Annotated in this window: 16 protein-coding genes and 1 pseudogene; 5 read left to right on the top strand and 12 right to left on the bottom strand. The window is 37.5% G+C overall.

Annotated features, from left to right (window positions below):
* Nucleotides 1-32 precede the first annotated feature (32 nt).
* The 3 genes from miaA to tsaE are packed head-to-tail and all read right to left on the bottom strand — an operon-like array spanning nt 33 to nt 3402.
* On the bottom strand, nt 33-977 hold the full coding sequence (gene miaA, locus NQ782_RS01435) for a tRNA (adenosine(37)-N6)-dimethylallyltransferase MiaA (protein WP_000070779.1): 945 nt from the start codon (nt 975-977) through the stop codon (nt 33-35).
* Nucleotides 978-983: 6 nt separating this feature from the next.
* Nucleotides 984-2936 carry a DNA mismatch repair endonuclease MutL gene (mutL, locus tag NQ782_RS01430; protein WP_057094059.1) on the bottom strand — a complete coding sequence of 651 codons (1953 nt, stop codon included), beginning with the start codon at nt 2934-2936 and terminating at the stop codon, nt 984-986.
* Nucleotides 2929-3402 carry a tRNA (adenosine(37)-N6)-threonylcarbamoyltransferase complex ATPase subunit type 1 TsaE gene (gene tsaE, locus NQ782_RS01425; protein ID WP_057094066.1) on the bottom strand — a complete coding sequence of 158 codons (474 nt, stop codon included), beginning with the start codon at nt 3400-3402 and terminating at the stop codon, nt 2929-2931. Before tsaE ends, mutL begins: the two co-directional genes overlap by 8 nt.
* A gap of 119 nt (nt 3403-3521) precedes the next feature.
* Between tsaE and NQ782_RS01420 the strand changes: the two genes are divergently transcribed.
* The 3 genes from NQ782_RS01420 to NQ782_RS01410 all read left to right on the top strand — a co-directional run bounded on the left by NQ782_RS01420 (nt 3522) and on the right by NQ782_RS01410 (nt 5391).
* Nucleotides 3522-4430 (top strand): pseudouridine synthase, encoded by a 909-nt coding sequence (locus NQ782_RS01420; RefSeq protein WP_057094060.1) that lies wholly within the window; start codon nt 3522-3524, stop codon nt 4428-4430.
* A 111-nt stretch (nt 4431-4541) separates the two neighbouring features.
* Nucleotides 4542-4850, top strand: coding sequence for a type II toxin-antitoxin system RelB/DinJ family antitoxin (locus NQ782_RS01415; RefSeq protein WP_001232531.1), 309 nt, complete (start codon nt 4542-4544; stop codon nt 4848-4850).
* Nucleotides 4851-4947: 97 nt separating this feature from the next.
* Entirely contained in the window at nt 4948-5391 is a 444-nt protein-coding gene (locus NQ782_RS01410) for a GNAT family N-acetyltransferase (protein ID WP_000637090.1), read from the top strand.
* Here the strand turns inward: NQ782_RS01410 and NQ782_RS01405 are convergent.
* On the bottom strand, nt 5384-6088 hold the full coding sequence (locus NQ782_RS01405; protein WP_000923643.1) for a pseudouridine synthase: 705 nt from the start codon (nt 6086-6088) through the stop codon (nt 5384-5386). The genes NQ782_RS01410 and NQ782_RS01405 overlap by 8 nt on opposite strands.
* Nucleotides 6089-6188: 100 nt before the next feature.
* Nucleotides 6189-6407, bottom strand: a complete 219-nt coding sequence (locus NQ782_RS01400; RefSeq protein WP_000351255.1) for a hypothetical protein — start codon at nt 6405-6407, stop codon at nt 6189-6191.
* A gap of 253 nt (nt 6408-6660) precedes the next feature.
* On the opposite strand from NQ782_RS01400, the gene NQ782_RS01395 reads away from it, so the two are divergent.
* Nucleotides 6661-7113 carry a DUF441 domain-containing protein gene (locus NQ782_RS01395; protein WP_000880860.1) on the top strand — a complete coding sequence of 151 codons (453 nt, stop codon included), beginning with the start codon at nt 6661-6663 and terminating at the stop codon, nt 7111-7113.
* A gap of 50 nt (nt 7114-7163) precedes the next feature.
* Here NQ782_RS01395 and NQ782_RS01390 read toward each other — a convergent pair whose 3' ends face one another.
* The 3 genes and pseudogenes from NQ782_RS01390 to NQ782_RS01380 all read right to left on the bottom strand — a co-directional run.
* A complete protein-coding gene (locus tag NQ782_RS01390) occupies nt 7164-8084 on the bottom strand; it encodes a LysR family transcriptional regulator (protein ID WP_057094062.1) in 921 nt (306 codons plus the stop codon).
* Nucleotides 8085-8308: 224 nt separating this feature from the next.
* The gene (locus tag NQ782_RS01385; RefSeq protein WP_057094064.1) at nt 8309-9103 is read right to left on the bottom strand and encodes a DUF4198 domain-containing protein; all 795 of its coding nucleotides are present in this window, start codon (nt 9101-9103) and stop codon (nt 8309-8311) included.
* A gap of 157 nt (nt 9104-9260) precedes the next feature.
* Nucleotides 9261-9494 (bottom strand): annotated as a pseudogene (locus tag NQ782_RS01380) (hypothetical protein); the annotation flags it as partial.
* Between the two features lie 112 nt (nt 9495-9606).
* Between NQ782_RS01380 and NQ782_RS01375 the strand changes: the two are divergent.
* Nucleotides 9607-10806: an MFS transporter gene (locus tag NQ782_RS01375; protein ID WP_002014361.1), complete on the top strand. Its 1200-nt coding sequence runs from the start codon at nt 9607-9609 to the stop codon at nt 10804-10806.
* 25 nt (nt 10807-10831) lie between these two features.
* On the opposite strand, the gene NQ782_RS01370 is transcribed toward NQ782_RS01375, so the two are convergent.
* The 4 genes from NQ782_RS01370 to NQ782_RS01355 all read right to left on the bottom strand — a co-directional run bounded on the left by NQ782_RS01370 (nt 10832) and on the right by NQ782_RS01355 (nt 15877).
* Complete coding sequence (locus tag NQ782_RS01370; protein WP_001221035.1) at nt 10832-11815, bottom strand: ion transporter; 984 nt, start codon at nt 11813-11815, stop codon at nt 10832-10834.
* 138 nt (nt 11816-11953) lie between these two features.
* A complete protein-coding gene (locus tag NQ782_RS01365; protein ID WP_000920881.1) occupies nt 11954-12388 on the bottom strand; it encodes a hypothetical protein in 435 nt (144 codons plus the stop codon).
* 228 nt (nt 12389-12616) lie between these two features.
* Nucleotides 12617-15256, bottom strand: a complete 2640-nt coding sequence (locus tag NQ782_RS01360) for a bifunctional aconitate hydratase 2/2-methylisocitrate dehydratase (RefSeq protein ID WP_000888596.1) — start codon at nt 15254-15256, stop codon at nt 12617-12619.
* A 258-nt stretch (nt 15257-15514) separates the two neighbouring features.
* Complete coding sequence (locus NQ782_RS01355) at nt 15515-15877, bottom strand: hypothetical protein (protein ID WP_000976735.1); 363 nt, start codon at nt 15875-15877, stop codon at nt 15515-15517.
* Nucleotides 15878-15890: the final 13 nt, after the last annotated feature.

Here is a 15890-nt window from a genome sequence, read left to right as displayed (position 1 = left end):
AAATTATAAAAAGACAGTGTGCAAATTTTGCTTTATCCATAAGAGTTTCGCAAGTCTTCTTTCGCCTGCTTTATCGTCAAGTAAGTTTTAAAATCGTGTATTTCTTGCAAAGAACGTAACCACGTATATTGACGTTTGGCAAGTTGTCGTGTTGCAAATAAGGCTTTATCCTCCATTTCCTGCTTTTTTTTGAGACTCATATCACTTTTTAATAGAAATTCTAGAGCTTGTCGATAACCAACAGAACGCATAGAGGGTAAATTTTCATCTAAATCGTATTTTTCAATTAGAGACTCGACTTCACTCAAAAAACCGATATCCCACATTTTGCTTAATCTTTGCTCAATGCGTTGATGTAATTCTAACCGATCTGGAAGTAAAGCGTAGTTATGAAATGTGTATCGATATGGTACATTTTTTGGTTGTTCTGCCTGCAATTTGGTAATTGGTTGACCTGTAATACGGTAAACTTCCAACGCCCGAATAATTCTTTGTTTATCAGAAACCTTAAACTTCACTCCAGCCGCCGGATCTACTGCCACCAGCTCATCATAAACAGCTTGCCACCCTTCATTTGCTGCTTTTTCTTCAATTGCTGCGCGAACATTTGCATCTGCACTTGGCAAGTTACTTGATAATCCTTCTAAGAGAGCTTTGAAATACAGCATGGTTCCTCCTACCAAAATAGGAGTTTTGCCACGTGAATGCATCTCATCAATTAAAGCACAAGCATCTTCAACAAACTGAGCAGCCGAATAGACCTCAAGTGGAGTAATAATATCAATTAAATGATGTGGATATAGCTCCTGCTCTTCACGTGTTGGCTTAGCCGTACCAATATCCATATCTTTATATACAAGTGCAGAATCAACTGAAATTAATTCAAAATTTCCACGTTCATAGAGTTCACATGCCAAAGCGGTTTTTCCGCTTGCAGTCGGTCCCATTAAATTGATGACGGGCAATTGGTTTGACATGTAAAACTACTCTCCTCGAGCAAATAATTTATCTAGTTGAGATAATGGAAATGCACGCCAAGTTGGGCGACCATGGTTACATTGGCTCGCAAATTCGGTTTGTTCCATTTGGCGAAGTAAAGCATTCATTTCTGAGAGACTAAGTTGTCGATGAGCACGTACTGCACCATGACACGCCATACCTGCTAACAGTTCATCACGCTTTTGCAATAAACCTTGTGCTTCATCGTTTGGATCTAAGTCATTGAGAAGTTCGGGAATAAGATTTTCAAAATCCGCTTTTTGCAAAATAGCCGGCACACCACGCACAATGACTTGCTCATCGCCATATAAATCAATCTCTAACCCTAAGCGTTCAAGCTGAGGTTTTAAGTCCTCAACACGAACAGCTTGCATACGACTAATTGAGATCACTTTAGGGATAAGCAACTGTTGAGATGTCCAAAACTCAGGTTTATCCCAAGCATTTTTCATTTGTTGCAACAAAATACGCTCATGTGCTGCATGCATATCAACAATAATCAAGCCTTCAGTATTTTGCGCCAAAATATAAATTCCATGAAGCTGGGCAATTGCGATACCTAATGGAAATTCATCTACCTTAGCGACAGGCTCAATATTTTCATCAACTGAAAAATTAGCAGGTTGATCACGTAATGGAGCCAAGTAAGTCTTTAATGCATTATTTAACTGCGCAGAACCATTATATTTTGGAGTTTGTTCCGCATAATGAACAGCTTGGGGACCACTATTATCAAAATCAGTTAAAAGCTCAGTAGAAGGCTGATAACCATTTGGTTTGTCTACTGCTGTATCAGCGGCTTGCGCTGTACGGTGCAATGTAAATTGTTCTTGGTATTTAGGCTGAGGTTGTACCGAAAGATTTTGAGTATCGTCCACTTTCATGGCTTGTGCTAAATCAGCACTAGCTGTCTGAAATTGTGCTAGCGTTTCTTTAGCATAATGTCTTACAAACTCATGTACTTCACGTTGATTTAGAAAACGAATCTCATGTTTCGTCGGGTGAACGTTAACATCAATATTTTCAGGATCGACTTCTAAGAAAAGTAAATAAGATGAATGCTGATGGCCATGTAAAATACCGTCATATGCCATTCTTAAAGCATGTGAAATGGTTTTATCTTTCACAATCCGGCCATTTACATACACATATTGTAAGTCTGCTTGGGCACGTGCATCTGAAGGATGCCCTAGCCAACCTGACAAACGCATATTAATACTTTCGGCATCGATCCAGTAAGCATTTTGAACAAACTGTTGACCCAATAATTGCTGTACACGCTGAAATCTTAATTCACCACTATCTGCTATTGGTAAATTAATTCGAATATTATCGTTATGCTCAAGTACAAAACGTATATCAAAATGCGTTAAAGCCAAACGGCGTACAATTTCTTCAATATGCCCAAATTCAGTGGTTGGCTTTTTTAAAAATTTACGGCGAGCAGGTACATTAAAAAACAAGTCCTGAACTCGAATATGGGTGCCTTTTTGTGCAGCAACAGCTTGGACTTGTTGATGATCAAAGGCGGTACCATTCACCTCAACCTGATGACCAATTCCGCTTTCATCTTGGCTACTGGTTAAAGTCAATCGTGAAACTGCTGCAATAGAAGCAAGCGCTTCACCACGGAAACCTAAGCTAACAATGGCATGTAAATCTTCTGCTGTTTTAATTTTACTGGTTGCATGGCGCATCACTGCCAATGGTAAATCATCAGGATGAATCCCATGTCCATTGTCAATAATCTCGATTAATGTTGAGCCGCCTTGTGCAATCCGCACAATTAACTCGGTTGCACCTGCATCAATTGAGTTTTCTAATAATTCTTTTACGACCGATGAAGGACGTTCAATCACCTCACCGGCAGCAATCTGGTTGGCTAACGCGGCGTCTAATGTATGAATACGACGTTGTGTTAGCTTTTCATCAGTCATGAAGCTGTTCCTGCAAAGTCTGGTACAAATGCTCTGTTGGTAAAGTTAAGGTCACGAAACGATTGAGTTCATCATCTGATTTTTGAATATCAATGACGATATCTGCTTCAGGGATTTCGTCTCCACCTTTCGATGGCCACTCAAATAAAAATAGTGCATCCTGAATATCTAGATAATCACGGATTCCCATTAATTCAAGTTCGTACGGATCATTGAGACGATATAAGTCAAAATGAAAAATTTCTTTATTATTGATTTTATATGGTTCAACCAACGTATACGTCGGACTTTTAACCGAGCCTTTATGCCCTAGAGCTTGCAAAAAATAACGGGTCAATGTCGTTTTACCGGCGCCCAAATCTCCAATCAGATAAATCACACCAGCTTGAACATGCTGCGCCAATGCCTGAGCTAAATGCTGGGTATCTTCTTCATGATTTAAGACCATTTTCAATGAATACGACATAACACACATAACATGATTCAAAATAATCGATATGATACCATTGCCCTGCTTTAAAGCCTACTTAAGTGCTTAAAGTTGGCTTTTTTTACATCACATTTATTAAATATTGACACACTTTTATGTCTAGTCCGATTGAATTTTTCCCACCTATGATTGATGGCGTAAGCGCAAGCCAAGTCTATCTTCCTCCACAAACGACAGCACAAACCATCTATCAATTTCTTTGCGAAAATTTTCCTCATATAAAATCAACAGAGTGGCAGCAGCGTTTTCAAGATGGGCTTATTTACGCGGCAAATGGTGAAAAATTAACATTAAACAGCCCTTATATAGCAAACACACATATTTTTTATTACCGATTCCTTGCTAACGAAGTACATGTTCCCTTTGAGCATCAGATTTTATTTGAAAATGATGACTTGCTTGTTGTAGATAAACCCCATTTTTTAACGATTAGCCCAACAGGGCAATATGTACAAGAAACATTATTAGTCCGATTAAAAAAGCAAACTGGTAATGAGTTTTTAACCCCGATCCACCGATTAGACCGTGAAACTGCCGGTGTCGTTTTATTTTGCAAACGACCACAGTCACGTGGAATTTACCAACAGTTATTTGCAGATCGTCAAGTCAATAAGATTTACCATGCAATCGCTGCATATAAAGCTGAATTAAAATTTCCTCAGAATTTAAAATTGTATTTAGATAAAGGTACTCCCTTTTATACAATGCAGGTGATTGCACATACAAAAACCAATACCGAAACTAAAATTGAGTTGATTGAACATAATTACTCATGGGCTAAATATTGTTTAACGCCAACCACCGGAAAACAGCATCAACTCCGCGTCCATTTAAATCATTTGGGAATTCCGATTAAAAATGATCCGTTTTATCCAATAGTTCAACATAAAGCCGATGATGATTTTTCTCAGCCCTTACAGCTTCTAGCTAAGCAAATTTCTTTTATAGACCCGCTAACAAAACAGGAAATGGTTTTCAATTCTCAGCTTGAATTGACACTGTAATCTCATCGTAATGACAAAAAGATTATTTTTTATGCTGAAAGACATTGAAATTACATTCCGATGGTTTAAAATAAATCCCTAAAAATTAAAAATCATTTGGTTTTGTTATTCATGCGAAAAACAGAAGTTTATCAGGTTCGACTTGACTCCCAAGAGAAAAAACAGGCTTTTGCTGTTTTTAAACAATTGGGGATTACCCCTGCCCAAGCAGTACGACTGTTCTTTAAACAAGTCGTCTTAACCAAATCTATTCCTTTTGCGATCGAAAACCAGAATATTAATATGGAACAATTATTAAAACTGAGAAAAGCAAAAGCATCTTCATTAAATCAAAACGCTTCAACTTTAAATGAAGATGATGACCACGAAGATTTATTTGAAGAGTTAAATGCACTATTAGGTGAAAGTGACAAAACTTAACGGTGTTGCATTTTTAAACAACTTTTAACGTCAATTCGCTTCTTTTTTAGTTATGCTCTCTTTGTAAAAATATAAACATAAATACAAGGAGCGCCTAATGATTGTAAGACGAGCGACCTATGAAGACCTAAGCCAACTCGCTGTCCTATTTGATGAATACCGTCAATTTTATGGTGCATCTTCTAATCTAGAAGAATCTCATCATTTTTTAAAACAACGTTTTGAGAATAAAGAGAGCGTCTTTTTTATCCATATTAAGGACGAAAAAATTACTGGGTTCGTATTGCTTTATTTAGGTTTTTCTTCAGTTGCTTGTTCAACTTACTACATCTTAGATGATGTATATGTCACTCCCCCTTTCCGTCGTCAAGGCTCGGCAAAACAGCTCATTGATACAGCGATTTTATTTGCAAAACAAGAAAACGCCTTACGTATTAGTCTAGAAACTCAATCGAATAATCACGAATCTCACCGCCTCTATGAAAAAATGGGGTTTATTAGAGACAGTGAGTTTCAGACATTTCATTGTTTTCTTAAATAATATTTTGAGCGAGTTGTTTTTCCTGCTCCGACAAATATACCCAGCCCCCTTCCTCAATTTCAGGTAAAACCAATTGACCAATTTGATGTCGATGTAACTTCTCGACTTTATTGCCTACGGCTGCAATCATTCTTTTAACTTGATGATAAACACCTTGATGAATAGTCATCGTTAATTGATGAGTTCCTAGTAGTGCTACATCTGTGGCAGCAAATACCCCCTTTTCTTGGTGTAAATTAACACCTTGAGTAAGCATTTCAATTTGCTCAGGGGTTACGGGGTCGTAAGTTGTAACGTGATAAACCTTTGGTACATGTTTACGAGGATGAGTTAAAGCTTGTAGATATTTACCATCATCAGTAAGTAAAAGCAGACCCGTTGTGTCTTGATCCAAGCGTCCAACCGCCTGCACACCACGATGAATCATGGTCTCAGGCAGTAGGCTAAAAACACTTTGATGATGCTGAGGATGATGAGAACACTCAAAACCTTGAGGTTTTCTTAGAGCAATATAAATTTTTTCTCTATATTGATAATTTTGACCAAAAACGGAAAACTCAAAATTTTCTGGGGAGAACTGCTTTTTGAGATCACTCACAACCTCCCCATCAATACTTACTGAACCATTTTTTATTAACTGCTGACAATATTTACGTGAACCAAACCCTTGTGATTGTAAAATTTTTTCCAGCAGCATAAAGCTTTCTCTTTAAAACGAAACCATTATTTTAACGTAATTTTAGTGTTTTATTACCTTCTGCTTTATCATCTTCGCATTTAACTTCATTAACTTCGAATTATTCTTCAATGACACGATAAATTTTTTCGTTTTGTTCACTTTCAAATAGCAATTCTGTAGTGGGTAAGATCACCTCATTATCTACAATAATATGTTCGATACGCTGACTTAGCTTTAAAGGCTCATTTTCATGTTCAACTAAATTCTTCTTTAATTGAGCTTTCGCGTCATGAATTTGATCAAATTGATCTTTGATCTTGATATCTATAATATCCATAAGATTAATCCTGTACTCATGAGTAGTGATTATTTTTATATCACACTCTCTCAAAAGAATAATTTTTAAGTTGTTAATTTATATAACATTGTTTCCAAGCGTAACCACAGATAAAACTCTTTATCATTGAGTCATATACAAGAAAATTTCCACTAAAAAGACTTTGTTTGATCTTTTTTAACCTTAAAAGCTCTGACATTTTGGCTCTCAATTATTATACAATTCAAATTATTTGCTTTTCTTGCCGCTTCCCATGCTTGCCCAATTTGATGTTAATTTAGTTGTTTTATTAGTTTTACTTATCTGCGGTTTACTAAGTCAAAATGCAGCTGTAACTATCGCAGCAGGTATTTTAATCGTCATAAAAATCACGCCATTAAATCAATTTTTTCCTTATATTCAGGCCCATGGCCTAAACTTAGGCATACTTATTCTAACAATTGGCGTACTCACCCCTATTGCAAGTGGCAAGCTTAGTGGAGAGAGTATTTTAAAATCCTTTATTAGTTTTAAATCTTTGGTCGCTATTGCAATTGGTCTGCTCGTCGCGTGGCTAGGTGGTCGTGGTGTAAAACTTATGTCGAGCCAACCTGATGTTGTGGCAGGCTTACTTATTGGTACGGTTGCAGGTGTAGCGTTACTCCGTGGTGTACCTGTTGGCCCGCTGATTGCAGCAGGTCTATTATCTTTGTTTATAGGTAAATAAAAGGCACCCGAAGGTACCTTTTAATAAATGCTTAGGCTAAATAAGTACTTTTAGCCTGAATAGTAAGAAGTGCGTTTTAAAGAAAACTTTTCTAGCTGCTTTAAGAAACCTTCAAAGTAGCTCTTCTCTTTTTCTTCAGTTCGATAACCTGCATACAATGTACGTCTTAAACCTGCTGGAGAAACACAATCTAGACGACGGCTAGTCACCCAACCCTTTTGTTCGTATTCATTGACTACCCAATCTGGCAAAGCAGCAATACCTCGGCCACTCGCAACAAGTTGAATAAGCATTTGCGTTAAGTCTGTTGTTCGGATTTGTTTTGGTTGAATATTTGCAGGTATAAACAGTTTCGACATGATATCTAAACGGTGCTTATCAACGGGGTAAGTAATAAGAACCTCTTCTGCGAGATCCTGAACAGTAATATTTTCAACACGAACCAATCGATGAGTATTTGATAAAACCAAACGCGACTCATATTCAAAAATCGGGAAGTATTCGATTCCTTTTAGCGCAATCGGATCGGCTGTAATAAGTAAATCAAACTCAGCATTTTGTAAAAGTTCATGTGGATTCGCTTCAAACCCCGAAGCAAAGTCTAAATCGACGTCTGGATATTGCTGACGGTACTGATTGAGTAAAGGCATTAGCCAGTCAAAACAGCTATGACATTCAGATGAAAAAATAATTCTGCCCGTTTGTCCGTGCACAATACGTGTAATGTCACTCTGAGTAATCTGAATTTGCGGCAATACATCATCAGCTAACTTAAGTAGGCGTTGTCCTACATTAGAAAAACTAACAGGTCGACTGCGGCGATTAACCACCTCTACCCCATACCAATGATCTAATTCTTTTAATTGGTGAGAAATAGCCGAGGGCGTTAAGCATAGGTCATTAGCTGCAGCGACCAGTGAACCATGTTCACGTAAAGCAACTAAAGTTTTAAGGTGTCGAATTTCTAACATGGGCACAAGCCTGAATACATAAATTTATCTATAAATTTTCAAGTTATCTCTTGTTTATTACTAAACAGAGTTAACGGAGATAAATCATCACCAATGAATACCATTCATCTTATCACAAAATTAATTAATTTGTCTCAACATAAGTTTTTGTTAATTACATATGGACTTTACTAACAAATAAAAAATAGACCCATTCAGATCTATTTTTATAAAATGAAATATTCTTACTCGTTCACTTGTAAGCTAACAATCGTATAATTTTGATTTTTAGGCTTTAACTTTAAATCCACTGGAGCTGTGACTTCCATTACATATTCTCCAGCTTTTGGAAATTTAAGTTCAACTTGTCCTTTATCATCAGCTTTAAAATGTAGTACTTGTTTATCAGTTGCACCTTTTTCTCTTAAATTAATTTCAGCATAAGATAGGTTCTGGCCTTTTTCACTTATGGTTAGCTGAACTGCTTGGGTAACTTTAAGCTGGTTAGGATGAACAGAAAAATTAACTTTAACTGGTGTATTTGGAAGTCGAATATCTGAAACTTTACCTTTTGAAAGATAACTTTGTAATACCCATTCTCTTGTTACTTCCTCTGTTTTAATCTTTTTAGTTTTAAGATCAGCAGGAATTAGATAGTCACGCTCTTTTTTTGGCGGAGCTTTATCTGCTGGTAAATCAAAAAATAAATGCCACTCCTTTTGATCATATACATATTTTAAAGGGTAACTCGCCTGAGTTTGAAGAATATATGTACCGTCTTCCGGTAAAGCAACATCGAAAACAGTTACAGATTTATGTAGAGCTTCAGCATTAATAACTTTAGGATCTTGTTTAGGGGTAATGACGGTAAGCTTGGCATCTTTTAAAGCGTATTCACTATTTAGTGCTTCTTCAGCATAACCAGCTACTACCGGTACTTGTGTCTGCTCAGTTTTATACGCTAATGGCGCAACATAAGGTTCATGAGCAAAGGTGTAACTACATACAAAAATAAGTGATGTTACTAATAATCTATTCATTATTTCTCGATCCTTATTAGGAAAATTTAAATTTTTACAGACAAATCATAAGCAAATGTATTATACACAAATAAAAATAATTCTTATTATCATTAAAAAATTTAAGTTAAAGATTTTTATATAAAAAGAAAAAGGCCAAGTGGCCTCTTTCATTACCTCATTGTTCTTTTACTTTTGGAAAAGCTTGATTAAAGTCAATGAGCTTATAACTTTTTACTAAATCATCTTCACCATAAGTCACTTCATAAGTTGTTTCTTTACCATTAAAGTATGCTTCAGCTGGAGTTCCAAATACTTCCCATAAACCTATTGAGGCAACATCTGCAACCCCATGCCCAAATGCACGACCTACTTTCACCCACTTTGAATAACCTTGCTGGAATGTATAGATAAAATATTCCGGTTTTAAATATGCAAACTTCCTCTCGAGATTCTAGTTTTTTATTATTTTGGTCTCTTTTCCCTTATACTTTCTTTTTTGAGTTTCCTTTTATTAATTTATTATGGCGTCACCCCAATCCCCTTCTTCTTCCCCTCGACATTACTCACTCTTCTTGGCAATTTTTTCTCTCGCAGTAGGCGGTTTCTGTATTGGCACTACAGAATTTGTCGCAATGGGTCTTATTCAGGAAATTGCACACAATTTAAAGATTACAGTACCTGAAGCTGGGCATTTTATTAGTGCTTATGCATTAGGTGTTGTTATTGGTGCCCCTATTATTGCCATTTTGGGTGCCAAAGTGCCTAGAAAGACCCTATTGCTTTGCCTCATGCTGTTTTATGGTATTGCCAATGCATGTACAGCTTTAGCACATACCCCAGAAACCGTTTTAGTCTCTCGTTTTATTGCAGGTTTACCTCATGGCGCATATTTTGGTGTCGGCGCTTTAGTCGCGGCTGAACTCGCAGGCCCTTCACGAAGAGCTTCAGCAGTTGCGCAAATGATGATGGGACTAACCGTTGCTACCGTTATTGGCGTACCCTTAGCAACATGGTTAGGTCAACATTTTGGCTGGAGAGCAGGTTTTGAATTTTCAGCAACGATCGCATTCTTTACTTTAATTGCTGTAGCTTGCTTTGTACCGAATATTCCAGTTCAAGCTACTGCCAGCATAAAAACAGAATTAGCGGGGCTTAAAAATATAAATATGTGGTTAACCCTTGCAGTCGGCGCAATTGGTTTTGGGGGCATGTTCTCGGTATATAGCTATGTCTCACCAATTCTCACTGAATACACCAAAGTTAATATCCAGATTGTTCCTATTGCATTAGCGCTGTGGGGCATCGGGATGGTGATTGGTGGTTTAGCTGCGGGTTGGCTTGCAGATAAAAACCTCAATAAAACTATTGTGGGCGTACTCATCAGCTCAGCGATCGCATTTGTAGTCGCAAGCTTTCTAATGAGTAATATCTATAGCGCAATTGGCTCTTTATTCTTAATTGGCCTAACCGTTATGGGTTTAGGTGGGGCTTTACAGACACGCCTCATGGATGTTGCAGGTGATGCACAAACGCTAGCAGCTTCACTTAACCACTCCGCCTTTAATCTTGCTAATGCATTAGGCGCTTTTTTAGGTGGTTGGGTACTTAGCCATCAGATGGGTTGGATTGCACCAATCTGGGTAGGTTTTGTACTGAGCCTTGGTGGCCTTATTATCTTACTCATTGCATTTGCTGTAGAAAAAGCAACTCAAAAAGCCTGAGTATGATCAGGCTTTCGTTGAGTCTCTAATCTGTTAACTTTTCACCACAGTGCGGGCAATAACATTTCTTCTCTCTAACAGCTTCTTTCTCTTCTAATACTTTTTCGCGCATAATTTGGATAATCAGGTTATGCGCTTGTTCTTTTGGTAACCCTACTTTTTGTCGAATACGTTCTATTTCAACTTCATCATGCATGATATCAATACCACGCACTTGAAGTAACTCTCGGAACTCTTGTTCAAGGCGCTGATTACGCTGGTTAAGTTCATTGGCCAAACCAGAAGCTAAAATACCAGCCGGTAAAGCAGCAATCCCTACCCCTAGAATTGTAATTAAGGCTCCCAATAATTTTCCTAGACTAGTTACTGGTGTGACATCGCCGTATCCGACTGTAGTTAAAGTCACAACCGCCCACCACATTGCTTTAGGAATAGAGCTAAAAGCTTCCGGTTGCGCTTTATTCTCAACAACATAAATACCAGAGGCAGTCATAATAATCATAATGATTAAAATAAAAATCACTGCCTGAAAGGAACCTTTTTCTCGCTTAATCACACATAGCAATATTTGTAGTGAGATGAAATAACGAGTTAATTTTAATAATCGAAGTAACCGTAAAATTCTTAACATACGAAGATCTATTCGTACAAAGAAATTTAGATACGCAGGCAAAATTGCCATGAGGTCAATCAGTGCTTCACCACTTTTCATCCATGCTAAACGTTGCTTCCATGCAGCTTGTGTCGGATCACGCTCGACTATACTCCAGAGCCGTAAGAGATATTCAATACTGAAAATTGCAATTGAGACATTTTCAAAGTAGTCAAACCATATACGGTAGCTGTAATACAGATCATTTACTGTTTCTAGTAATACAGCAACTACATTCCCAATAATTAAGAAAACTAAAAAGTAGTTAATACATCTACTTACTGTCGTTTCGTAATCATGATTATGAAGGTTGTTATAGAAGAACCGACGTACTGTCTTCCATGCTAAAATTCGCATACGGATCTGAACCACGTTATATTGAACATATATTAAGCTCACATACGTAAATTCACCACTATAGCAGCCAATAAAATATTTTATTAATTGTATTAGCTAAACAATCATAAATAATATTTCATATTTACTAATTATATTTTAATGCGCTGCAACATATCTAAACTCATTTTCCTCCCACCATTGCACATCATATATACCGGCATGGGACTTCAAAATGACATTAATATAATTTTGTAGCAACATAATATGGTGAGTAATATCTAACTTTCTAAAAAGAAATCTTCTTAAAATTGGTGTATTTGGTGAAATGAATATTGCAAAACCATTACTGTATTCTTCATAAACGCTAATACCGATATACATCGTAATCTCAGGTAATGGCACTTCTATTTCCCAGCCCCAACGCTCAGCATTTAACTCAATATTTAAGTGATATCTATTTTTTAATATACTATAAATATATTGTGCAATATCTTCAGTTTTCTGTACTAAAGTATTCCCGTCTTCTGCTGATAAATTTTGATCATATAGCTGATAATCATCAAATTTAAATTCAACAATTGTCTTTAGCATTTTTAAATTCCATATATAAAATACCCATGTTCTTTTTAATTATTTTTAAGTTCATACAAATATTTTAAAACAAAATCTTCTTTAATATCTAGCGTTATATTTATTTTTACATTTTATTAGAATAAAACATGATTAATTTATTATTTTAATAATTAAAATATGTACCAATTCTCATTAAAATAAAAAGGAGCTGAATAATCAGCTCCTTTTTTGTACTAAATCGACCTATTAAGTCAACTGAGCAGCAGCAATTTTCTTAGTATCTACTTTATCAGCAGCATTTGTATATTCGCCCATTTGGTCGAAATTCAAATATTTGTAGATGTCAGCAGACATACTGTCAATTTGAGCTGCATATTGTTGGTATTCTTCCGGAGTTGGTAATTTACCAAGTACAGCAGCAACAGATGCAAGCTCAGCAGACGCTAAGTAAACGTTAGAACCTTGGCCTAAACGGTTAGGGAAGTTACGTGTAGAAGTCGAAACAACAGTTGTGTTCGGCGCAACACGTGCTTGGTTACCCATACATAATGAACAACCAGGCATTTCTGTACGCGCACCAGCACGGCCATAAGTGTTATAGAAGCCTTCTTCCATTAACTGATGTTCGTCCATACGTGTTGGTGGAGCCAACCATAAACGAGTTGTTAATGAACCGCTTGGTACTTTCTCAAGTAACTGACCAGCAGCACGGAAGTGACCAATGTTAGTCATACAAGAACCGATGAATACTTCATCAATTTTGTCGCCTTGAACGTCAGAAAGAAGTTTCGCATCATCTGGATCGTTCGGGCAGCAAAGGATAGGTTCTTTGATTTCTGACAAGTCAATTTCATACACTTTAGTGTATTCAGCATCAGCATCAGCTTTAAGTAAGCTTGGGTTTGCTAACCATTTTTCCATGTTTTCAACACGGCGAGCCATCGTACGTGCATCACCATAGCCTTGTGAAATCATCCACTTAAGCATTGTGATGTTAGAACGTAAGTACTCAGCAACTTTCTCTTCTGAAAGTGTGATTGCACAACCAGCAGCTGAACGTTCAGCAGAAGCATCAGAAAGTTCGAATGCTTGCTCAACTGTTAAGTCAGTTTCCATTTCTGTTAAGTCGATTTCTAAGATACGACCAGAGAAGATGTTTTTCTTACCTTTTTTCTCAACAGTAAGATCGCCTTCTTTGATTGCATAGTAAGGAATCGCATGTACAAGGTCACGTAAAGTGATACCAGGCTGCATTTTACCTTTGAACTTAACAAGAACTGATTCAGGCATATCAAGTGGCATTACACCAGTTGCAGCAGCGAAAGCTACAAGGCCAGAACCTGCTGGGAATGAAATACCAATTGGGAAACGAGTATGCGAGTCACCACCAGTACCTACTGTATCTGGAAGAAGCATACGGTTTAACCAAGAGTGGATAATACCGTCACCTGGACGTAAAGATACACCACCACGGTTCATGATGAAGTCTGGAAGTGTATGTTGCATTTGTACGTCAACTGGCTTTGGATAAGCAGCAGTATGACAGAAAGACTGCATTACTAAGTCAGCAGAGAAGCCCAAGCAAGCTAGGTCTTTTAACTCATCACGAGTCATAGGACCAGTTGTATCTTGAGAACCAACTGTAGTCATCTTAGGTTCACAGTAAGTACCTGGACGGATACCTTGACCTTCTGGTAGACCACATGCACGACCAACCATCTTCTGAGCTAAAGTGAAACCTTTACCAGTGTCAGCCGGTTGTACTGGAGTACGGAATAATGTAGATGGAGCTAAACCTAAAGCTTCACGTGCTTTAGCAGTTAAGCCACGACCAATGATCAAGTTAATACGACCACCAGCACGTACTTCATCTAAAAGTACTGGAGTTTTAAGTTCAGACTCAGCGATTTGTTCGCCATTTTTGAACGCAGTTACTTTTGCAGCAGCATGATCGATTTTAAGAGTAACTTCGTCACCCATGTTCATGTTAGAAACATCGATTTCTACTGGTAACGCACCAGCATCTTCCATTGTGTTAAAGAAGATCGGAGCAATTTTACCGCCTAAGCACACACCACCGTCTTTTTTGTTTGGAATGTGAGCGATTTCATCACCAAAGAACCAAAGAACAGAGTTTGTTGCAGATTTACGAGATGAACCTGTACCAACAACGTCACCAACATAAGCAACTTGATTGCCTTTAGCAATGAGTTCTTTAATTTGGCTTAATGGACCAACTTCACCTGGTTTTTCAGGGTTGATACCATCACGCTCATTTTTCAACATTGCATTTGCATGCAATGGGATGTCTGGACGGCTCCATGCGTCTTGAGCAGGAGACAAGTCATCAGTGTTTGTTTCACCTGTTACTTTGAACACAGTGATTTTGATTTCTTCTGGTACATCTTTACGACTAGTGAACCATTCAGCATCAGCCCAAGATTGTAAAACAGCTTTTGCATTTGCATTGCCAGCTTTAGCTTTATCAGCTACGTCATGGAACGCATCAAATACAAGTAATGTTTTTTTCAAAGCTTCAGCAGCTAAGCTACCTAATTCAGCATCATCCAGAAGCTCAACTAAAGGCGCTACGTTATAGCCACCAAGCATCGTACCTAGTAAATAAACTGCACGTTCTTTAGAAACTAGCGGAGATGTCGCTTCGCCTTTTGCAATCGCTGCCAAGAAAGCTGCTTTTACGTAAGCTGCTTGGTCAACACCTGCAGGAACACGGTTTTCAAGCAAATCAACCAAGAATGCTTCTTCACCTGCCGGTGGGTTTTTTAATAACTCAACAAGTTGAGCAGTTTGAGCATCATCAAGTGGCTTCGGTGGGACTCCGAGTGCGGCACGTTCAGCAACGTGTTGGCGGTAAGCTTCTAGCACGGTGTTCATTCCTCTTTTTTTAAAAAATTACTTGTAAATTCCAGCTTTCACAAAGCTTCACAAGTAATATGGACTACAAAATTTTACTAGAGTTCAAGCCAAAAGTTAATGAGCGCGGGGTGTTTCTCCGTGATGCCCATTATTTTGTAACTAAATACCCGTGTATAAATAATGATCTTAATGACTGACTTATCATGCGGTATTTTAAGTTAAAAGAACACTCCACCTTAGTGGAGTGTTTGACGATGTCTTATACACTTAGAATTTTTTGTAGTTTGGCATTTTGTCATGTGGGGTAACCAAACACTCATCTGTCATTTGTTTTCTAATCTTTTCTTGTAAGGCTTCTGGATTCGTTTTTAATTCGTCTTGTGGAATGGCGTAAACTTTTTCAATAATATTAAAGATGAATTTTTTCGTAATTTCGTCTTCAATTTTATTAGCATGCTCAATGGCTTGAGACTTCTCAATTGCTTGCTGACGGTCAAACAGAATACTTCTTGCTGCATTTCCCACACTTGTACAATAGCCATGCCATTGCTCTTCAGGTGTTAAAGGCTTTTTTTCTGTACAGCCGACTAATAACATGCCCATTAAAACAAATAAAACTTTTTTCATCATTACTCTACACAGA

Origin of the sequence: Acinetobacter sp. BD54, assembly GCF_044778325.1 — a bacterium.
Lineage (GTDB): Bacteria > Pseudomonadota > Gammaproteobacteria > Pseudomonadales > Moraxellaceae > Acinetobacter > Acinetobacter baumannii.
The sequence above is the reverse complement of the archived record's forward strand: the minus strand, read 5'-3'. Positions and strand labels throughout refer to the sequence as shown.